Here is a 20,027-nt window from a genome sequence, read left to right on the forward strand (position 1 = left end):
GCATGCATCTTGACAGGCGTCGATACCGGCTTGCAATACTCGGAAATATCCGTGAAATATGGCGTCAGATGTGGGGCAAGAACTTGCGTGAATTGCGGAAAGCGGACCGTTCCAGCAATGCGTCCGGCTAGGCCGCGTTCTGAAAGATCGCCGCCCTTCGTGATGATCTTCGCGGCGGGGAGATCTGTCAGATGATCAATGGGCCGTGTCTTCTGCCGGCCGCTGCGACGACGGGCAGGCCCGTCCTGTCCCGCGACAGCAATCCGGAAGATGGCATGACGAACTCTGCGAACCGACGGACCTCGCGCTCCTCTGACCCGGCGCGCGGGGAAGGCCGGGAAGCAAGGCCGGGAAGCGCTGATCGAGGAACACCTCGACGATGTCACCGGCGCACGGCAGGATCGAGGGATGACGCACTTTCTCATCTCCTTCCCCAGCGCCGCCATGGTGATCTCGGACGAGGATTTTCCTGACGTGGTACGCGACTCCCACGCGGTCATCCAGGAGGCCAAGGATGCCGGCGTGTACGTCTTCGGCGGCGGGATAGACGAAGACGTCGACCCCGTCCTCGTGGCCGGCGACGGCACGGTGACGGACGGCACCTATCCGCAGACCACGCAGTTGAATGGCGGGTACACCATCCTGGACCTGCCCTCCCGCGAGGAGGCGCTGGAGTGGGCGAAGAAGATCGCGGCCTCCTGCCGCTGCTCGCAGGAGGTCCGGGCGTTCCAGTACGACCCGCTCACCTGACGGCGTACGGCCTTGTAGTCGTCGCGGTTGAACGCCGACGGCCTGCCACCCGTGCGGCCATGGCGCTTGCGGTTGCGGATCTGATCGGCCGGCTCGGGAATGGTGCAGGCGATGCCGCGTCTGCACAGGTAGCCCCGGTTGGCCTGGGAGGGATAGGCCTTGTCGCTACGGCAGCCCGGCGCCGGTCAGCTCCGCACTCAGGTCCCACAGCCGGACAGCGGACTCCGGGTCGGCCGCGTGCGGTGCGAGGCCCGCGGGTGGCGGGACCTCCGAGGAATGGTGCGCGAAGGGGTCCAATGTGCCGGGATCCGGCTCCGCGACCACGGCGATGTTGTTGTCCAGGCAGTAGACGCCGCCCATGCCGTCGAGTCGCGGGCTCACGGCGCACCACACGCTCGTCGAGGCGCCCTGCCCCACGTTCTTCTTCCCGGCGAACGGGTCGATGACCGGGTTGCCCTCCTCGTCCACGAGGCCCATCGCGCGCAGGGTGTCCGGGGTGGCGTAGCGGCTGAGGTTGGTCCCGATGATGGCGCCCGGATGGACGGAGAAGGCCCGCACTCCGTGGTCGGCGCCGCGCCGGTCGAGTTCGCGGGCGAACAGGATGTTGGCGGTCTTCGACTGGCCGTAGCCGAGCATCGGGTGGTACTCGCGGCGCTCGAACGCGGGGTCGTCGAAGACGACCGGGGACAGGCGGTGCGCGGCGGCCGAGACCGAAACCACCCGTGCCCCCCGGGCCTTGAGAAGGGCGGGCCACAACCGGACCGCGAGCTGGTGGTGGCCAAGGTGGTTGGTGGCGAACTGCGACTCCTGACCGCGTGAGTCACGGGCGAGCGGGACCGCCATGATTCCCGCGCTGCCGACGAAGATGTGCAGCGGACGGCCGGAGGCGAGGAATGCCCCGGCGAAGGTGTCCACGGAGGAGGGATCGATCAGGTCGAGCTTCGCGATCTCGACGCCGTCGATTCCCTCCAGCGCGCGGGCGGCCCTCTCGGGATGGCGCACCGGGACGACGACCTGGGCTCCGGCCTGCCGCAGCACCCGCGTGGTCTCCAGGCCGATGCCGGAGTGACCGCCGGTGACGATCGCGATCTTGCCGGTCAGGTCGACGCCCTCGATGACGTCCTCCGCGGTGGAAGCGGCGTCGAACGGGCTGTCGGGGATGGGTGTCTGAAGGGTGCTCATTGTCTCTCCGTGTGTTCGTGCGCGGCCGGCGACGGCCGCGCGGCTCCGCGCTGGGTGCGGAGCGAGGGGCGGGACGCGTCACACGACCTGGAGTGCCGCCAGGCTTCTGGCGCAGTCGACGACGGTCTCGGCGGCGGGTCGTGCCCGCCAGCCCAGCACCCGCTCGGCCTTGCGCGCGGTGTGCAGGTGCCTGCGGCCGAGGTACGGCGCGAGCGCGCGGACACCGGGGTCGAAGCGCGCCAGCAGCCGGACCGCGATGTCGGGCAACGCCCTCCTGGGCACCTTGCGGGCGGCCTCCCCCAGCGTCGCGCGCAACTCCTGGGCGATCTGGGACGCCCAGAGGAACTCGCCGGCCGCGATGAACCGCTGGCCGGCGGCCTCGGGCGAGGTCATGGCGCGCACGTGGATGTCCGCGAGATCCCGCACGTCGACCACCTCGAAGCCGATCCGGGGCGTCCCGGGCATGCGCCCGCTCAGGAGCCGCTCGATCACCCGCACCGAGCCCCGGTTGTCCGCGGTGAGCAGCGGGCCGAAGACCGCTCCCGGCAGGATCGTCGTCAGCGTGGTCGGGCCGTCGCAGTCCCGCATGAACCGCCAGGCCGCCTGCTCGGAGACGGCTTTCGACCTGCGATAGCCGGTCAGAGCCGGATCGCCGGTGTCGGTCCAGCGGGTCTCGTCGCTGACGCTGTCCGGACTGGCGAGAGGAGGGGTGGCGGCGGCGCACGCGGACGTCATGACCACCCGCTTCACCCCGGCCTCCGTCGCGGCGCGCAGCACGCGCAGCGTTCCGTCCCGTGCGGGGACGAGCAGCGCGTCCGGGTCCCCGCCCGCGTCCGCGCCCAGCGGCGACGCGACGTGCAGGACGTGGCCGCAGCCCGCGACCGCCTCCGCCCAGCCCGCGTCCGACGTCAGGTCCGCGACGGCGAAGCTCAGGCGGCCCTCCGGGTCGACCGCCCTGGAGACGGCGTCCCGCACCGCTTCCCGGCGGGACGCGGAGCGCAGCGTGGTGCGCACCTCATAGCCCCGACGCAGGAGCTCGACGATGCACCGGCCCGCGACGAATCCCGTGCCACCGGTCACCAGAACGGTCTCAGCCATGCCCTCGTCTCCTCTCGATCGCCCCGGCTCGTCCGTGATGTGCTCTACTTGACCGGAGAGGTCTCCGGAACGCTTGCGACCGTACCGGAGAGCTCTCCGGTACGCAAGCGGTCCCTGATGAGAGGCGGGCGGACACCATGGCCGAGGCGCGGAACGAGCCTGTGCGCGCGGATGCGAGGCAGAACCGCGCCCGCATCATCGAGGTCGCGCAGAAGGCGTTCACGACCTCGGGCGACGCGTCGCTGAACTCGATCGCCAAGATGGCCGGCGTGGGCCCGGGAACCCTCTACCGGCATTTCCCCACCCGCGAGACGCTGATCCTCGCCGTCTACCGCCATGAGGTCGAACAGCTCGCCGCCTACGCGCCGGAACTGTTGAAGGAGCATCCTCCACTGGAGGCTCTGCGGCTGTGGTGTGACCGGCTCGCCTACTACGGCCGGATCAAGCACGGCCTGTCGGACGTGCTGCACGCCCTCACCGACGACGGCCTCGCGGGCGAGAGCTACGGCCCGATCATCGGGGCGGTCACGCTGCTGCTGCGCGCCTGCGAGGACGCGGGCGACATCCGGCCGGGCGTCGACCCGGACGACGTGCTCCTGATGCTGGGCTTCCTGTGGCGGATCAGCCCCGGCGAGGAGGGCGAGGCGCGTGCCGCGCGACTGCTCGATCTGGTCGTCGACGGCCTGCGCACCGGTGCGCCGAACTCCTGAGCCGGCGCCGGGAGCACCCGTCACCGCCAGGGGCGCTAAATGTGTTGCCCGGCGATCATCGGATTCGGCACCGTTGCGGTCATGAAAGTCCCCTACCGGCAGATTCGTGCCGCATACTCCGAGGAGTCGATCACCGTCTACCAGGCCTACGATCCGGCCATCGCGGGACCCGCAGTCGCCGCGCAGCGGTTCGTCCCGCCGTTCAAACGGGAGCGGATGACCTGGATCAAGCCGTCCTTCCTCTGGATGATGTACCGCTGCGGCTGGGCCACCAAGGCTGGGCAGGGCCGCGTCCTGGCGATCGACATCACCCGGGAGGGGTTCGAATGGGCGCTCACCCATTCGTGCCTGAGCCATCCCGGTCACGGCGCGGAACGGGCGGACTGGGCCGCGCGGCTGCGGCGGTCCCCGGTGCGGATCCAGTGGGACCCCGAACGCGACCCGCACCACAACGCGCTGCCGTACCGGTCCATCCAGATCGGCCTGTCCGGCGAGGCCGTCGACCGCTATCTGGACGAGTGGACCGTGGCGATCACCGACATCACCGGCCTGGTCCGCAGCGCCCACGCGGTCGTCAGGGACGGCGGCGACCCGGCGGGCCTGCTTCCCGTCGAGCGGCCGTACCCTGTCGACGCGAACTTCGCGTCGGTCATCGAGGCGACGACGGAGGCGGACCCCGGCTGAGCCGCCCTCGGCGCGCGAGCGCGGGGAACGGTGAATAGTCTGGCCCGATGGCGACAGTTCACGTGCTGACCGAGGGATACGTCGGAGACCGGGTGGCCGGCACGGTCACCCTGATCAGAGACGGGTCGGCGACCGTCGTCGTGGACCCCGGAATGGTGGCGAACCGGCGGCTGATCCTCGATCCGATCGAGGCACTCGGCCTGACGCCGGAGGACGTGACCGACGTGGTGTTCTCCCACCACCATCCCGACCACACGCTCAACGCGGCGCTGTTCCCCGAGGCCCGCTTCCACGACCACTGGGCGATCTACCAGGACGACCGCTGGGACGACCGGGACGCCGACGGCTTCGCCCTCTCCGAGTCCGTACGGCTGATGCGCACGCCGGGCCACACGCTGGAGGACATCACCACCCTCGTGGAGACCGGCGACGGCCTGGTCGCGCTCACCCACCTGTGGTGGAACGCCGACGGCCCGGCCGAGGATCCGCTCGCGGTGGACGGAGCCCTGCTCCTCACGTCCCGCGAACGCGTGCTCGGCCTGTCCCCCTCCTTGATCATCCCTGGTCACGGAGCCCCGTTCTCTGTGGGGTGAACAGGTGGTGCGAGTGGGTTCGTGTTCGGTGTCCGGGCATGGCATCGTAGGTCCTCATTTGCCGCAGATGAGGAGTTTTGCGTGACGCCAGCATCGGAGGGCACGGGTGACCGCCGCATGGAGGCCGAGGGCGAGCTGAGCATGGCCCGCCTGGCCCTCGACGACGGTGAACGGCAGCACGCGGCCGAGCACATCGCGAACGCCCTGGTCTGCGACCCCACGTTCCCCGACGCCCACGAACTGCTGACGGTGCTCACCGGACGCTCGGCGGACCGCCTCGACCTGTTCCCGGTCGAACAGCCGGCCTTCCTCGGCGCGGTCGTCGCCCGCGCGCACGTCCTCGCGGCGGACGGCGAGCACTCCGAGGCCCTCGACCTGCTCGTGTCGGCCCAGTGCCACCAACCGGCGGGCCGATGGGCGGACGTCCCCTGGGTGCTCGACACCGCGCTCGCGACCCGGGTGCCGCCGGACGAGTTGTGCGCCCTGGCCGCGCGGCTGCTGCGCGTGCTTCCCGACCCGGTCCCGTCCGACATGCGACCCGGCGTCCAGCCCTATCTCTCTCTGGTGCGCAACTCGGCCGGTCTGTGGCCGCAACACGCCGGGATCCTGTGGGTCGCGTCCGTCCTGTCCCGCCGCATGGAGTTGTGGGACGAGGCGCTCGACATGGCTTTGCGGTCGGAGAACGCGGCTCCGTCTCTGCAGGCCTCGGTGGCCGTCGCCTACGCCTACCGGAGCCTGAAGCGGTGGGCCGAGTCCGAGCGGGCCTTCCTTCGCGCCTTGGAGCACGACCCGGGCAACGCGGCGGTGGAGACCGACATCGCGGAACTCCTCGCGACGAGCGGACGGCCCGCCGACGGGCTCGCCTGGGTGGAGCGTGTACTCAAACGCGAGCCGCACCAGGAGAACGCCTTCCCCACGGCGTGCGGCATGCGCTTCGCACGCGACGGCGACGTGCGCCATCTCGTCGAACTCGCCGACCACCTGCGCGAGCATCCCGACAACGCCCACGCCGAGGGCGTGCTGACGTCCTGGTCGCAGCGCCGCTTCTGGCTCGGTCCGGTGCCTGCGCCCTCGGAGTCGGTGGTCAACGTGCTGTCCCAGGTGCTGGAGGCGGAGGAGAAGCCGAGCGGCGGGACGCTGACCGTCTCGGCGCCGGAGCCGCCGAGCGCCCTGCTCGCCTTCGACCACTCACTCCCCGACTTCACGCTGACGATCGGCGGCGTCCCCGACCCCGACCCCCGGTCTCCGGTTCCGGAGGTGTTCGCCTCGGGCCCGGTCCGCTCGGTCGGCAGAAGGGTGTGGGACTACGACGCGACCGATGCCCGGCCGTCGGCCGCCCCGCCGTCCCCCGACGCGGCCCGAGCCCTGCAGGACATCGCGCAGCAGGGCTGGCCCCACCTACTCGCCGCCTACGATCAGGCGGTTCGCCTGTCGGGACTGGCCCTCGACGACCTCCTGGGCGTTCTCGTCCACCCGCCGGCGCCGCCGGAGGGCGACACGGCCGGCTGGCCGGAGTGGATCCGCTCGGTCCAGGCATGGGCCTGCCTCGGCATCGCCCATCACCGGGCGGACCAGCCGTGGGCGGGGTCCGACCGGCGCGAGGTGCTCATCGATCTCGCGTACGGACCCGAGGACTGGGTGACGGAGGCCGCCCTCCTGGGACTGGTCACGACGGCGTGGGTCGCGCCGGACACCCGTGCGGACGTCGCCGAGGTGGTCGGGTGGCGCTTCATCGCGGCGATGGAGGCGAGCCGCACGCGCCCCGTCACGATCCTGGAGTCACTGGCCCTGCTGACATTGGCGACGCCGGACATGAATCCCGACGTCAGCGCCTTGGCCTCACGAGTCCTCACCCCCGGCGACGACGGCGAGGACGAGACACCGCGTGCGACCGGGGAGATCAAGCCTCGCTGGTGGCGGCGCGTCGTGCCGCGGCGGCGACGCGGAGGCGCCTGACCTCCCGGCCCTGCACAGCGTCACGGAGCCCGGCAAAGTCCGGGTCTGGGAGCGACTTGGTTCGGGCTGGCCTACATCTTTACGTGCCTGACTGACCGTTTTGAACGGCAGGAAGAGATGGAAGCGCCTATGTCCAAGATCACTCGATGGGTGTGCCCCGCTACGCGCTTCGAGCCCAATGTCATAAGGCTCGGGACATCCCTACACTCCCGTCATGACGCGCACCACACCCCCTCCGCCCGTCGACCTCACGACACTCTTCCCCGGACTGGCCGCTTACGCGCGCACGACCGTACGACTCCACCCACGACCAGGAACGCCCGGAGTCCAAGACAGCCACATCGGGGGCCCACTCTTATGGCCGGCCGGCGAAGCCTGGCCCACGTGTGGCGAACCCATCATCAACGACGGCCACCTCGAACCATGGCGCCCGGCCTCTCCAATCCCCATGATCGGGGTCGCCCAGTTCTTCGCCAGAGACATCCCCGAAATCCCCTACCCCGACAGCACCGATCTCCTTCAAGTGCTCTGGTGCCCCGCTAAGCACCAACAAGAAGACCTCTGGGGCCCCGTGGTCCGCCTCATCTGGCGACGAACAGCGGACCTGGCCACCGTGCCCACCGAAACCCGCGGACCAGGATTCACCACGCCGTACCCATCTTCAGTGAGCCTCGCCGACGACGACTATCTCCCACGCCCCTGCGTCCTGTATCCCGAACGGGTCACCGAATACCCCTTCTACGAAGAGCTCCCCGAGGACCTCCAAACAGCCCTCAACGAATGGGACCGGGACTCTGATTATCAGTACCTGCTCTCCATCGCCCCGGGCTGCAAGATCGGCGGATGGGAAACCTGGCACCTCACTGACATGTATGAGCTCCCATGCACGACCTGCGGAACCGAAACCGAGCCACTCCTGCAACTCGACACCACCGAATGGGACGGTGGCAGCGGTCCGCGATGGCAGCCCCTCGAAGACCGCGACCATGCTCCTGTTGATTGGGAGGACGAGCCCACCTCGCTCGTCCTTGGTCGATGGGGAAGACTCACCGTCTTCCTGTGCCCGGTGTCCGCCGAACACGGCTTCCGCATGGCTATGCAATGACTGAAACTCCAAACCCATACGCCTCCGGCCGGGGCACTCCGGCTCCGGGGTGATCGCCAAGGGCATGCTCATCGTCACTCGGCCGTAGGTGGTTGAGGTGAGGGCCTGATCACCCCGCCCGCCATCGACCCGGGACGAGCCGAGCAGACCAAGACCGCCCGCTTCCCCTTCGGGCGGGTCGACGGCACACGGGGTGATCAGGAAGGTGAGGCATGGGCGTCCGCGCAGGCTATGACTCTTGGTCATCATCGGTGAGGACTCCAGTGCCCCGATGATTTGCCAGGAAGGAGGCGACCTCTGCGAGATCCGCTCGTTGAGTCCGCGGGCCGTCATTATCTCGCCTTTGGTATGCAGCCAAAATCTCGCCGATCAATTCATCATCGAGCCGCGGAACGACATATTGCGGCGTGGTACCCCGTAGGAAGAGCAGGGAGAAGACGCGACAAGCCGGGCCAGGAACATCGTCGCCGAGCTTGTCCAGAACCCTCCCAAGGCGGAGTCGGGGAGCGACCGCCACGAGATCGTCAAGCAGCGGCGCGTCTATGCAGTTCCACCATCTCCTGATCTCGTCGTCCGGAACCTCACAATCGATGGCCACCAACGAGATGTCAGAGGTCAAATCCGTCACAAGGTCATCTTGGCCGCTCTTCACCCCTCGGCACACAGCTTCGATCGTCGGGCCATTAGCCAGGGTGACGAGGGGTCAACCACGGTTACTCATGACCGGACCGAAGCCCAGCTCAGCAGCCCAACGAGGCATGATCCAGACACTTCCCGAGCCGACAACTCGATCCACACCGTCTCCACACTGTCCCCTCTGACGACTACGGTAAGAACGTGGACGAGGCTCAGCTAAGCGCCGAAACGTGGCGCGAGCGTGTGCGAAGTCGTGGCTCCATCGAACAGGACCGTGAGGCGCTGGCCCGGCTGATCGAGCACGACAGCGACCCGTTCGAGATTCAACTCTATGAGCACTTCTCGGACCCGCTGACCCGCTTGGTCGACAAGGCCGAGAGGTCACATGCGGGTCAGTACGACCGCCGCCTACGTCGACTGCGACAACGCGCCAGGCACTCCAGAGCCGACCAATAGGCGTGCGGATATACGCGGGATGATCTCCGTCTTCGGCCGCTCCCCGACGCTCATTCAGCAGATCAGCGGCCATGCAGAGCTGGAGGAAACTAATCCACTTCTAATCCGACGGTTGGGGTGAATCCCTCGGGTACGCTCCCCAGATCGACACAGATGCCCTCTGCGCTGGCCTTTCCGCCGCACTGCCCCCGCCGCGCGCAGCCGTAGGCCGCCTTGTCGCTGGTCGTACGACGTCTGGCCGCCCGGGCTAATCGCGCCGTTCCTGGCGGGGCCGCGTCGCGGGGACCATCGTGGCCTGGTAGGCGCGGGCGATGCCGTCGGTGGCGGCAAGAAGCGGGTCGACCAGGCGCGGCAACTCCCGCACGCGCCTCGACGAGACGACGATCCCGACCGCCGCCACCGGCACGCCGTCCGAGATGATCGGCGCGGCGGCCGAGCACGAGCCGAGCGTCATCTCCTCGTGGGTGAGCGCGTATCCCCGTGCCCGGATCTGGGCGAGCTCACGCGACAGCCGTCCCGGCTCGGTGACCGTATGCGGGGTGAACCGCTCCAGCGGACGCGACAGGAACGACGTGACGAACCAGCCGGGCTCGAACGCGAGGAGGGCCTTCCCGACCCCGGTGCAGTGCATCGGCAACCGGCCCCCTGTGCGTGACACGATCGGCACCGCGCGCCTGCCGAACACCCGGTCCACGTAGAGGACCTCGACGCCCTCGCGGATGGCCAGATGGACGTTCTCCCCCGTGCTGGCCAACAGCTCCTGCAACCAGGGATGCGCCACCGCCTGCAGGGAGTCGGGGGCGAGCTGCCCGAGCTCCCACAACCTGATCCCGATGTGGTAGCTCCCGTCCGCGGTCCGACGGAGCGCCTGCCACTCCTCGAGCTCTCCGACCAGCCGGTGGACGGTGCTCAGCGCCAACCCGCTGCGGGCCGCGATCTCGCTCAGCGTGAGCCGGGGACGGCCGGCGTCGAAGGCGTCGAGGATCGCCAGGACCCGTGAGGTGACCGAACGTCCCCGATCACGCGCACCTCCGGCCATCCGCCTCACCCCCGAAAATCGTTCGGTGATTTCCACTCAGTAGAAGTGAAGACTACGCTCCGCGGCCCGCGCTCCCGATGCTCGTCTCATGCGAACCAAGGTCGGGATCATCGGAGCCGGGCCAGCGGGCCTGTTGCTCTCCCACCTGCTCCATCTGCGCGGCATCGACTCGGTGGTGCTGGAACGCCGGTCACGCGCGTACGTGGAGCAGCGGATACGGGCAGGCGTGCTGGAACAGGGCACGGTGGACACCCTCGTCTCCTCGGGGGTGGGCGAGCGCCTGCTCAGAGAAGGGCTGCCCCACCACGGCATCGAGTTGCGATACGGCGGCGCGGGTCACCGCGTCGCGTTCGAGAAGCTGGTGCCGGGACGGGCCATCACGGTGTACGGCCAGCAGGAGGTGGTCAAGGACCTCATCGCCGCCCGGCTCGCGGCCGGCGGCGACCTCCGCTTCGAGGTCGACGACGTGGTCGTGCACGACATCGGCACGGACCGGCCGTACGTGACGTTCGGAGACGAGCGCCTCGACTGCGACGTGATCGCGGGATGCGACGGCTTCCACGGGGTCTGCCGCCCGTCGATCCCCGAGGGGACGCTGACCGAGTTCCGACGCGACTACCCCTTCGCCTGGCTGGGCATCCTGGCCCGGGTCGCCCCCTCGGCCGACGAACTCATCTACGCGCGCACCGACCGCGGCTTCGCCCTGCACAGCATGCGCTCCCCCGAGATCAGCAGGTTCTACCTGCAGGTGGCGGCCGACGACCACATCGACGCGTGGCCGGACGAACGGATCTGGGCGGAGCTCAAGGCCCGCCTGGAGACCGTCCCCGGCTTCACCCTCGGCACCGGCGAGATCATCGAGAAGGGGATCACGCCGATGCGCAGCTACGTGGCCGAGCCCATGCAGTACGGCAGGCTCTTCCTCGCGGGGGACGCCGCGCACATCGTGCCGCCCACGGGGGCCAAGGGGCTGAACCTCGCGGTGGCCGACGTGCGGGTGCTGACCGAGGCGCTGGCCGCCTTCTTCGAGGACGGCTCGACCGCGCTGCTCGACGGATACTCCCGTGCCTGCCTCACCCGGGTGTGGCGGGCCCAGCACTTCTCCTGGTGGATGACCACGCTGCTGCACATCTTCGACTCCGACGACGAGTACGGCCGGCGGCTGCAGACCTCCTATCTCGACTACGTCACCACCTCGGAGGCCGCCGCCACGACGCTCGCGGAGAACTACGTGGGCCTGCCGTACGGGGAGGCGGGATGAGCAGGCCGGCGGCCGAAACCCCGGCCCGCGTCTGCCTCGGCACCGCCGCGCCGTGCATCGGCATCGGCGCCCGGTAGGAGTCCGCCCTCGTCATCGGAGGAACGTCATGACCCACCCCCCGTATCTGAGCCCCGCGTACCGCAGCACGCTCCTGCGCGCCCCCTCGCGGCCGCCGCTGCGGCTGAAGGCCGATCCGGACGCGATCGAGCTGACCAGCCCGGTGTTCGGCCATCACGAGGTGGCGGACCGCGAGGCAGACCTCACCACACAGCACACCGGCGAGCCCCTGGGCGAGCGCATCATCGTCTCCGGCCGGGTCCTCGACGGTTTGGGCCGCCCGGTCAGGAACACGCTGGTGGAGATCTGGCAGGCCAACTCGGCCGGTCGCTACGCCCACGACCGCGACCGGCATCCGGCGCCGCTCGATCCCAATTTCACCGGCGCGGGACGATGCCTCACCGACGACGAGGGCCGCTACCGCTTCGTCACGGTCAAGCCGGGCGCCTACCCCTGGCGCAACCACCACAACGCCTGGCGTCCGGCGCACATCCACTTCTCCGTCTTCGGCACCGCGTTCACCCAGCGCCTGGTCACGCAGATGTACTTCCCGGGCGATCCCCTGTTCCCGTTCGACCCCATCTTCCAGTCGATTCCGGACGCCGCGGCCCGCGAACGGCTGATCGCCGGGTTCGACATGGACACGACAGAGCCGGAATGGGCGCTCGGCTACCGGTTCGACGTGACGCTGGGACGCACCCCCCTGGAGGACTCATGACGACCCCGTCTCAGACGGTCGGCCCCTTCTTCGGCTACGCCCTGCCGTACGCGCAGGGTGGGGAGCTCGTGCCCGAGGACCACCCCGGGGCGATCACGGTGACCGGCCTGGTGCTCGACGGGGCGGGCGAACCCGTCCCGGACGCGCTGCTGGAGTTGTGGCTCGGCGAGACCGGGACCCGTGGCGCGCTCGACCGCCGGGGCCCGGGCGGCTCGGGCTTCGGGCGCTGCCCCACCGCGCCGGACGGTTCCTACCGGTTCCGTTCGGCCCGGCCCGCCACGCCGTACCTCGCGCTGCTCGTCTTCGCCCGGGGCCTGCTCAAGCCGGTGATGACCCGGGTCTACCTCGACGACGCGCCGGACCCGTTGCTGGACTCCCTCGAGCCGGCCGTCCGGGCGACACTGGTCGCCCGGGCCGAGACGGCGGACACCTACGTTTTCGACGTCCGGCTGCAGGGTGACGGGGAGACGGCCTTCCTTGAGTTCTGACCCTCGTCCCATCGGCACGGCACACACCGGCGACAGCCGGCGAACGGGAACCCCATGACACTTCACCACCGTTTCGACGGGCCGTCCGACGCCCCCGTCGTCGTGCTCGGGCCTTCGCTCGGGACCACCCTCGATCTGTGGGAGCCGCAGCTTCCCGCGCTCACCCGCCGCTGGCGGGTGCTGCGCTACGACCTGCCCGGGCACGGCGGCTCCCCCACCGTCACCGGGTTCACCATGGACGACCTCGCCGGGATGGTCCTGGCCGTCCTGGACCGGCATCGCCTGGACGCGGTGGGCTACGCGGGCGTCTCGCTGGGCGGGGCCATCGGCACCACGCTCGCCCTCACCGCGCCCGGCCGCGTCGGCAGCCTCGTCCTGTGCTGCACCTCCGCTCGCTTCGGCCCGCCGGAGCCGTGGCACGAGCGGGCCGCCCTCGTGCGGCGCGACGGGATGGAGCCGGTCGCCCGGGCCGCCGGGGCCCGATGGTTCACCCCCGGGTTCGCGGGAGCCGCGCCGTATCTCGCCATGCTGCGCGGCGCGGATCCGGAGGGGTACGCCGCCTGTTGCGAGGCGCTCGCCGGGTTCGACGCACGGGACCGCCTCGGCCTGGTCGAGGCCCCGACGCTGGTCATCGCGGGCGCCGAGGACCCCGCGACACCGCCGGACCACGGGCGTGTGCTCGCCGGCGGCATCCCGGGCGCGGAGCTTCTCGTGGTCTCGGAGGCCGCGCATCTCGCCAACGTCGAACGGCCCGACGTCGTCACCGGCGCCCTCACCGGCCACCTGGCATCCTCCTGGCCGATCCCCTGAGCCCCACTTCACATCCCCCTGGAGAACCCCATGAGCTCACAAGCCGAAGGCCCCACCGACGGCGGCACTCTCCCCCACTCCCCGCATGAGCCGTACGACGAAGGGCTGAAGGTGCGGCGCGAGGTGCTGGGCGACGCCCACGTCGACCGGGCGCTGGCCGGCACGACCGGCTTCACCGCCGACTTCCAGAATCTCATCACTCGCTACGCGTGGGGCGAGATCTGGACCCGTCCGGGCCTGGACCGGCGCACCCGGAGCTGCATCACGCTGACCGCCCTGGTGGCGCGTGGCCATCTGGAGGAACTCGCCATGCACGTACGGGCGGCACGGCGCAACGGGCTGACCGCCGACGAGATCAAGGAGGTCCTGATGCAGACCGCCATCTACTGCGGCGTCCCCGCGGCGAACTCCGCCTTCGCCGTCGCCCAGCGCGTCCTGGCCGAGGACGGAGACATCTGAATTCGCCCGAATGAGATGCAAGACCGGTTCCGGCCAGGTCCGGATTCAACGCGGGATCTCAGGAGACTTCGTCCCGGAACTCGAAGGAAAGCTCGACATACCCTTTCGGCGCATCGGGCGGCTCGATGGGAGAGACGATCCATGCCAGGACGGTTCGACCACCGACCTTCTTCTTCACGACGGGGCTGTCGTCGAAGTAGTAGGCCTGTTCCTCCGCCGACAGGTCGCTCCAGCCCTGTCGTTTGAGTTCACTGATCACGTCCTTGTACGAACGCACGTGCCTGACCGTCACGTCGGCCCATACGCCCTGCCCGTCCTCATCGCATTCGGTGCCGTTCTGGATCGCGCCGACCGACATGGTTCCCAGGCTTTCCGGAACCGCCGCGGCGAGTTGTGAGTGCAGCCGGCGGATGTCAGCCTCCGACCACGAGCACGCGGAACACGCCACCGGCAGAAGACCCGTCGCAACCAGAAGCAGGACCTTCGCCGTCCCGAGAGCTCGGATCGGCATGCGGCCGCCGCGAACCGGGGACGGGGACGGGGACCGCAACCGGGACAGATGCACGTCGAACCCCACAAGATCGGCTGAAGAAAACGGTCCGATCCTAGGGACCGGACATCATTCACGTACACAGTCAGAACGCGGCCACCGGCTTCTTGCCGGCGGCCGCGTTCTTCAGCAGCTCAAACGGATCCGGTGAGGCTGCGTACCGCGAGGCCCACCCCGAGCACGATGACCACGCAAGCGGTGACGATCGGGGCCAGCGCCGTCCAGTGGGCGGCCAGGCCGCGGCCCCTCGTGGCGACACGGTCGAGCAGTCCCGCCAGCCTGACCAGCAGCAGCCCGCTGATGGTGAGGGAGGCGGCCATCCCGAGGCCGTAGGCGAGCACGAGGGCGATCCCGAACCAGGTGCGGCCGAGGGCGATCGCCCCGAGCAGGACGACGAGCGCCGACGGGCTGGGCACCAGGCCACCGGCCACTCCCATGCCGACCAGCCCACGGCGGGAGCGCACTTTGGTGACGGGTCCGGCAGGCTCCCGCTCCAGCACCGCCACCCCGCCGCCTTCCAACTGCCCGTGCCCATGACCGTGCCCATGCCCATGCCCGTGCCCGTGCCCATGACCGTGGCCGAACCCATGGAGCTCACCGCCGCGCCGGGCATTCCAGGCGGACCTCAGCAGACCCACGCCGACGACGACGATCAGCAGGCCGCTCGCCAGGCCGAGCCAGCCGAGTACGGATTCCCCGGTGAGGGTGGAGAAAACGGTCAGCAGCAGGCCGGCAACGAGCACGCCGAGCGTGTGGGTGACGGTCACGGTGGCGCCGATGACCAGCGCGTCACGGGGGCGCCCCGCCCGCCCGGCCAGATACGCGGCCATGATGGTCTTGCCGTGTCCCGGGGCGAGAGCATGGCCTGCGCCGAGCAGGGTGGCCAGGAGAACGGCCAGCAGGCCCAGCGGAACGGTCAGGGAATCGGTGCCGACCAGCCGCGTGAACGTGCCGTCCAGGGTGGCCAGCACGTCCGCGACCGGGCCCGCGCCCGCCAGTGGCGACGCGACCGCCACGGATCCGGTACCGGGAACGACGCTCAGCTCCGCGGTGCGCTGGTCGAGCGGACTGGCCAGCAGATCGCCCGGGTAGCCCCGCAGTTCGCGGCTGACACTGGTGCCGGGGACCGACGAACGCGCCAGCCGCACCCCGTCCGCGGACACCGCGGTGATCTCCCGCCAGCCCAGCCGGTCGGCGAGGAAGCCGTCGCTGAACGCGACCGTTCCCCGCGTCTCCACGGACGCCGACAACCGGCACGTCAGCCGGCTGATCTGCAGACCTCCCTGCCCCGGCTCGTAATCGAAGCGAGTCTCGACGACCTGCCAGGCCGAGGCCGCCGCGTTCACCGTCAGGCGCTGGGCGGCGGCTAGTTCGCCGCACCGGGCGGTGCCGTACGCCGACCGTTCGGCATCGGAGACCGTTCCCGACCGGTCGGCGTCCACGGCTGACCGGGCCTGAAGAGTGGGCAGTTCGGCGCTGTCCACGATCGCCAGGTTCTCCACCCGATCCGGGGTGACCCGCAGGCCGTTGTAGTGGTTGACGGTGAAGTTGCCCAGGGGGTGCATGGACGCGGCCTCGGCCGAGCCGGCGGTCACGGTGAGCGTCACGCACACCGCCAGGCCGGCGAAGGCCGCGGCGAGCGTCCTCCTGACGGTCCTTCCGAGCATCATGAGAACCTCGCCAGAGCGGGAAGATCGGGTGAGAAGGAGGGGTCGGCGTCGCGCACCTTCGCTTCGGATTTCCGGGCCGCGCCGTCCATTCGGAGCGAGCGCTCGATCTCCGCACGATGGTGGTGGAGCAGCGCGTTGCGCCAGCCGGTGGCCGTGGCCCGGCGCGCGTACGGCAACGCCTCTCGGTCGCGGCCGTCGCGGTGCAGGGCCCAGGCCAGCGCGTCGGCGGCCACCACGTTGGGGTTGCGGGCGTACTCGGCCCGGGCGTATTCCACGGCCCGCGCGGGATCGCCGTGGTCGGCCTCGTACTCGGCCCAGGTCAGGTCGTCCTTGACCCCGGCCGCCTTCATCAGGTCCCGCTGCGCGAGCAGCAGCGCCCACTGGTCCGCCGGGTCCCGGCCCGCCGCGGTCAGCACCTCAGCGTACTCGGTGACGTACTGGGGCAGGGGCAACCGGGCCACCACTGTTTCGTAGAGATCGGCCGCCTCCTCCAGCCGGCCGCTCAGCGCTGCAGCCCTGGCGGTTCCGGCGAGGGCGGGGGTGAAGTCGGGGGCGGCCTTCAGGGCGAGGCGGTACTGCTCGGTGGCACGCTTCAGATCACCGGAGTGCAGCGCGAGCTCACCCAGATAGTGACGGCAGTAGGCGATGTCCGCGGGCGAGAAGGCGTCGTCGAGGGCATGCTCCAGCATGCGACGGGCCGAGGCGCGGTCGCCACGCAGCTCGGCGTCGTAGGACGCCCGGGCGAAGGACGCGACGCCGGGGTGCAGCGCCATCAGCTTGCCGATCGCCCGCGTGGCCTCGCCGTACCGGCCGAGCTGGGTGTAGGCGTCGGCGAGCACCGCCTGGGCGTCCTGGCCGTAGGGGTTGGCGGCCTCCGACTGCCTAGCCAGCCGTACGGCCTCGGCGAAGTCGTGGCGGCCGGCGGCGAGCGCGGCTTCGCCGGCCAGCGCGGCGAAGTCGCCGGGGCGCAGGTCGAGGGAACGGGCCAGCGCCTGCTCGGCCCGGGGGTAGAAGGACGGGTCGGCGGTCAGGCGAGCCTGCTGGACGTATGCCGCGCCGAGCCGGGCCCAGGCCTCATGGTCGCGGGGCAGCCGCTCGAGCCGGGTGGTGAGTGCCTGGATCGTGTCCTTGAGCGAGGTGGCGGAGACCGGGATCTCCGCGAGCGAGAGCCTGCCTGCGGCGGCCGGTGACGGCCGCTCGGCGGGGGTCTCGCCGGGGATGAGGGCGGCGCCCAGGGTCAGGACGGAGGCGAGGCCGAGCACGCCGGCGACGATCCGGACTTTCGCGGAGGTCTTCACGATGGTCCCCTCAGGTCTGGGCGCGGGACCCGGGGAGGACCGGGTCCCGCGCGCGTCAGATCAGCCGGCGTTGACGGACTTGTTGCCGGGCAGCGGGATGTACGGGAACTGCATGGTGAACGGCTTGTCGTTCTGGTTCACCTTGTCGCCGGCCGCGAGGGCGCCGACGAGCTTGCCGGTCTGGGCGGCGCCGGCCATCGCCTGCAGGGCGATGTCGATCACGTCGTCTCCCAGGCGGCGGCCGTTCGGGAAGCCCTGCAGGTCACCGGCGAGCACGCCGAGCCGGTTCGGCTTCGCGGCGGGCGGGATGGCCATGTTCAGCCGCAGCATCTCCGAGGGACGCAGTTTGCCCGCGTCCTTGTTGAGGATCTGCGAGTTGAGGTCGGCCTTGATCGGGCCGTTGGCCTTGGCGATGCCGGTCAGGAAGATCTCGACCAGGTCGGTGCGGGGGGTCTTCGGCGCCTTGAGGCCGTAGATGGACTGGAGCAGCATCGGCACCTCGGGGTTGGTGACGCGCTTGACGACGGCCGGGACGTCAGCGTCCTTGCTGGGGGGCAGCGCGTTGAAGGCGTCCTTCAGCGCGGCCGGGACGACGACCTCGTTGACCAGGGGCTGGCCCAGCCGGGAGACCTGGACGTAGCCCTTCGGGCTCCACTTGTCCACGGTCGACCAGACACCGATGACCGGGTTGCGGCCGGCGTTCCCGCGCAGGGCGACGTCCTTCTTGGGCACCTGCAGGGCCAGGCTGTGCACGTTGTAGCCCTTGAAGGTGTCCTTGCCGACCTCGGACAGGTCGCCGCCGTAGAGCAGGTCGAAGACCCGCAGGTCGGCGAAGAACGCCTCGTCGGCCTGCCCGGCGAACGCCTTGGTCCCGCCCGGCACGTTCTTGATCGACTGCGCGCGCAGGATGGAGTACATCGGCATGGAGGCCGGGCCGGTGTTGCTCGGCGCCACGATGCCGTCGGAGACCAGGGTCCGCGTCCCGCTGTGCGTGATCTTCTTGAGCGTGTAGCGCTGCTTGAACAGCAGGTTCTTGTCGGTCAGCGAGGTGACGGGGCCGTTGTTGTAGAGGAAGGTGGCCGTGCCGCGCTTGTCCTCGTTCCTGAAGACCCACTGGTAGGTGACGTCAGGCTTGGCGTCCCCGTTGTTGTCGATCTTGATGTTGTACCGCGAGTTGGTGTCGAACTGGTAGAAGTTCGGCCCGCCGGTCGGCTCCTCGAACGGGATGAAGTTGGCCATCAAGGTGACGGTGTCGGGTCTGTCCGGGCTGACGAAGGCGTACACGTCGGTGTTGTCGTTCCGGGGGTCGCCCGCGATCATGGGCGCCTCGCGGTGCGAGGACGCCACGCCGGTCTCCGGTCGGAGCAGGGCGAGGGAGGACGCGGCCACCGCGCCTGCCAGGCCGACGGCGACGAGGATGCGCCGGTTGGTTCGGAGCTCCATGGTCTGCTGGATCCTTTCGGGTCCCGGCCACGTGCGTGGCCGGTCGGGTGACTTTCGAAGAGTGGATCCGGCCGGAATCCTGACCTTCATTCGTCACCGCGCACCCTTCGGATTGGCCGCATTCCGGGTAAATCCGGACAGCGAATGGCCCCCGGACTCGCGCAGGTCCGGGGTCCGTCTCAGGTCGCACTGGATCACTACGGGGCGTTCCGCCTCGGGTGCTAGGACCCGTGTTGGCGGGCTTGATCGCATCCCGCACACCTGGTGTGCCGTCAGCGAACGAAGACATGCCCGCCAGGGCGGCCGTGCAGGCTGGGGGGCATGGATGTGATCGAGGTACTGCCGAGGCTGCGCATGCTCCGCTTCCCGGTGGGGGCGGCCTATCTGTGGCGCGACGACGACGAGCTGACCCTGATCGACACCGGGACGGTGGACTGCGCCGCGAAGATCGAGGAAGTTCTGGACGGCGAGCTGCGGCGGATCGTGCTGACGCACTGGCACGGGGATCATATGGGCTCGGCTGCCGAACTGGCCGCCCGGCACGGCGCGGAGGTGGTGGCTCATCGGCTGGAGGCGCTGGTGATCCGGGGCGAGGCGGCCGGGGCGCCGCCGGTACTCGAGGAATTCGAGGTGCCGATCCGGGCGGCCCTTCCGCCACTACCCCCGGCCCCGCCGTGCCGGGTGGATCGTGAGGTGGAGGACGGCGATGTGCTGGAGTTCGGCGGCGGGGCGGTGGTGGTCGCGGTGCCCGGGCACACGGACGGGTCGATCGCGCTCCACCTGCCCGGGCCAAGGGCGCTGTTCACTGGGGATGCAGTCGCCAACGTCGGCCAGACCATGCTGGGCGTCTTCAACAACGACCGCACCCGGGCCATCGAGTCGCTCCACCGGCTTGCCAAGCTGGGGGTCGACACGGCGGTCTTCGGGCACGGTGACCCGATCTCGCACGGTGCGGCGGCCGCTCTGCAAGCAGCAGCAGCCTCAGCAGTGTGACGGAGGTCAGCTTTCGGAGCTGGGCGGCTTGATCTCAGAGGCCGAACAGCCTCGTCGTCCAAACCGCAGCG

Annotated in this window: 21 protein-coding genes; 13 read left to right on the plus strand and 8 right to left on the minus strand. The window is 70.0% G+C overall.

Annotated elements, in window-relative coordinates; all coding sequences use genetic code 11:
- Positions 1 to 408 precede the first annotated feature (408 nt).
- Entirely contained in the window at positions 409 to 750 is a 342-nt protein-coding gene (locus tag Pph01_RS09805) for a YciI family protein (RefSeq protein WP_204072685.1), read from the plus strand.
- 165 nt (positions 751 to 915) lie between these two features.
- Here Pph01_RS09805 and Pph01_RS09810 read toward each other — a convergent pair whose 3' ends face one another.
- A complete protein-coding gene (locus tag Pph01_RS09810) occupies positions 916 to 1,932 on the minus strand; it encodes an SDR family NAD(P)-dependent oxidoreductase (protein ID WP_204072686.1) in 1,017 nt (338 codons plus the stop codon).
- 78 nt (positions 1,933 to 2,010) lie between these two features.
- A complete protein-coding gene (locus Pph01_RS09815) occupies positions 2,011 to 3,030 on the minus strand; it encodes an NAD-dependent epimerase/dehydratase family protein (protein ID WP_204072687.1) in 1,020 nt (339 codons plus the stop codon).
- A gap of 137 nt (positions 3,031 to 3,167) precedes the next feature.
- Between Pph01_RS09815 and Pph01_RS09820 the strand changes: the two genes are divergently transcribed.
- From Pph01_RS09820 to Pph01_RS09840, 5 genes are all read left to right on the plus strand, one after another.
- The gene (locus Pph01_RS09820) at positions 3,168 to 3,740 is read left to right on the plus strand and encodes a TetR/AcrR family transcriptional regulator (RefSeq protein WP_204072688.1); all 573 of its coding nucleotides are present in this window, start codon (positions 3,168 to 3,170) and stop codon (positions 3,738 to 3,740) included.
- A gap of 81 nt (positions 3,741 to 3,821) precedes the next feature.
- A complete protein-coding gene (locus Pph01_RS09825; RefSeq protein ID WP_204072689.1) occupies positions 3,822 to 4,424 on the plus strand; it encodes a DUF4291 domain-containing protein in 603 nt (200 codons plus the stop codon).
- Positions 4,425 to 4,471: 47 nt separating this feature from the next.
- Positions 4,472 to 5,017 (plus strand): MBL fold metallo-hydrolase, encoded by a 546-nt coding sequence (locus Pph01_RS09830; protein ID WP_204072690.1) that lies wholly within the window; start codon positions 4,472 to 4,474, stop codon positions 5,015 to 5,017.
- A gap of 81 nt (positions 5,018 to 5,098) precedes the next feature.
- A complete protein-coding gene (locus Pph01_RS09835; protein WP_204072691.1) occupies positions 5,099 to 6,973 on the plus strand; it encodes a hypothetical protein in 1,875 nt (624 codons plus the stop codon).
- Between the two features lie 448 nt (positions 6,974 to 7,421).
- Complete coding sequence (locus Pph01_RS09840) at positions 7,422 to 8,078, plus strand: hypothetical protein (RefSeq protein ID WP_204072692.1); 657 nt, start codon at positions 7,422 to 7,424, stop codon at positions 8,076 to 8,078.
- 229 nt (positions 8,079 to 8,307) lie between these two features.
- On the opposite strand, the gene Pph01_RS09845 is transcribed toward Pph01_RS09840, so the two are convergent.
- Positions 8,308 to 8,706: a hypothetical protein gene (locus tag Pph01_RS09845; RefSeq protein WP_204072693.1), complete on the minus strand. Its 399-nt coding sequence runs from the start codon at positions 8,704 to 8,706 to the stop codon at positions 8,308 to 8,310.
- A 209-nt stretch (positions 8,707 to 8,915) separates the two neighbouring features.
- Here Pph01_RS09845 and Pph01_RS09850 point away from each other — a divergent pair, with 209 nt between their 5' ends.
- The gene (locus Pph01_RS09850; RefSeq protein ID WP_204072694.1) at positions 8,916 to 9,170 is read left to right on the plus strand and encodes a hypothetical protein; all 255 of its coding nucleotides are present in this window, start codon (positions 8,916 to 8,918) and stop codon (positions 9,168 to 9,170) included.
- Between the two features lie 247 nt (positions 9,171 to 9,417).
- On the opposite strand, the gene Pph01_RS09855 is transcribed toward Pph01_RS09850, so the two are convergent.
- A complete protein-coding gene (locus Pph01_RS09855; protein WP_204072695.1) occupies positions 9,418 to 10,209 on the minus strand; it encodes an IclR family transcriptional regulator in 792 nt (263 codons plus the stop codon).
- Between the two features lie 88 nt (positions 10,210 to 10,297).
- Between Pph01_RS09855 and pobA the strand changes: the two genes are divergently transcribed.
- The 5 genes from pobA (at position 10,298) to pcaC (ending at position 14,002) form a co-directional block, all read left to right on the plus strand.
- Positions 10,298 to 11,470 carry a 4-hydroxybenzoate 3-monooxygenase gene (gene pobA, locus Pph01_RS09860; RefSeq protein WP_204072696.1) on the plus strand — a complete coding sequence of 391 codons (1,173 nt, stop codon included), beginning with the start codon at positions 10,298 to 10,300 and terminating at the stop codon, positions 11,468 to 11,470.
- A gap of 106 nt (positions 11,471 to 11,576) precedes the next feature.
- Positions 11,577 to 12,245, plus strand: a complete 669-nt coding sequence (pcaH, locus tag Pph01_RS09865) for a protocatechuate 3,4-dioxygenase subunit beta (protein ID WP_204072697.1) — start codon at positions 11,577 to 11,579, stop codon at positions 12,243 to 12,245.
- On the plus strand, positions 12,242 to 12,733 hold the full coding sequence (locus tag Pph01_RS09870; protein WP_204072698.1) for a dioxygenase family protein: 492 nt from the start codon (positions 12,242 to 12,244) through the stop codon (positions 12,731 to 12,733). Before pcaH ends, Pph01_RS09870 begins: the two co-directional genes overlap by 4 nt.
- Positions 12,734 to 12,787: 54 nt before the next feature.
- On the plus strand, positions 12,788 to 13,543 hold the full coding sequence (gene pcaD / locus Pph01_RS09875) for a 3-oxoadipate enol-lactonase (protein WP_204072699.1): 756 nt from the start codon (positions 12,788 to 12,790) through the stop codon (positions 13,541 to 13,543).
- Between the two features lie 30 nt (positions 13,544 to 13,573).
- On the plus strand, positions 13,574 to 14,002 hold the full coding sequence (pcaC, locus tag Pph01_RS09880; RefSeq protein ID WP_204072700.1) for a 4-carboxymuconolactone decarboxylase: 429 nt from the start codon (positions 13,574 to 13,576) through the stop codon (positions 14,000 to 14,002).
- Positions 14,003 to 14,060: 58 nt separating this feature from the next.
- Here pcaC and Pph01_RS09885 read toward each other — a convergent pair whose 3' ends face one another.
- From Pph01_RS09885 to Pph01_RS09900, 4 genes are all read right to left on the minus strand, one after another.
- Positions 14,061 to 14,360 (minus strand): hypothetical protein, encoded by a 300-nt coding sequence (locus tag Pph01_RS09885; protein WP_204072701.1) that lies wholly within the window; start codon positions 14,358 to 14,360, stop codon positions 14,061 to 14,063.
- Positions 14,361 to 14,686: 326 nt separating this feature from the next.
- The gene (locus Pph01_RS09890; RefSeq protein WP_204072702.1) at positions 14,687 to 16,222 is read right to left on the minus strand and encodes a nickel/cobalt transporter; all 1,536 of its coding nucleotides are present in this window, start codon (positions 16,220 to 16,222) and stop codon (positions 14,687 to 14,689) included.
- Positions 16,219 to 17,520, minus strand: coding sequence for a tetratricopeptide repeat protein (locus Pph01_RS09895; protein ID WP_204072703.1), 1,302 nt, complete (start codon positions 17,518 to 17,520; stop codon positions 16,219 to 16,221). The genes Pph01_RS09890 and Pph01_RS09895 overlap by 4 nt, the downstream gene beginning before the upstream one ends.
- Before the next feature lie 60 nt (positions 17,521 to 17,580).
- Positions 17,581 to 18,963, minus strand: a complete 1,383-nt coding sequence (locus Pph01_RS09900) for a DUF4331 domain-containing protein (protein ID WP_204072704.1) — start codon at positions 18,961 to 18,963, stop codon at positions 17,581 to 17,583.
- Positions 18,964 to 19,284: 321 nt separating this feature from the next.
- Here Pph01_RS09900 and Pph01_RS09905 point away from each other — a divergent pair, with 321 nt between their 5' ends.
- Entirely contained in the window at positions 19,285 to 19,956 is a 672-nt protein-coding gene (locus Pph01_RS09905; RefSeq protein WP_204072705.1) for an MBL fold metallo-hydrolase, read from the plus strand.
- The last annotated feature ends 71 nt before the right edge of the window (positions 19,957 to 20,027 follow it).

Source organism: Planotetraspora phitsanulokensis, from assembly GCF_016863295.1.
GTDB classification, from domain to species: Bacteria; Actinomycetota; Actinomycetes; order Streptosporangiales; family Streptosporangiaceae; genus Planotetraspora; species Planotetraspora phitsanulokensis.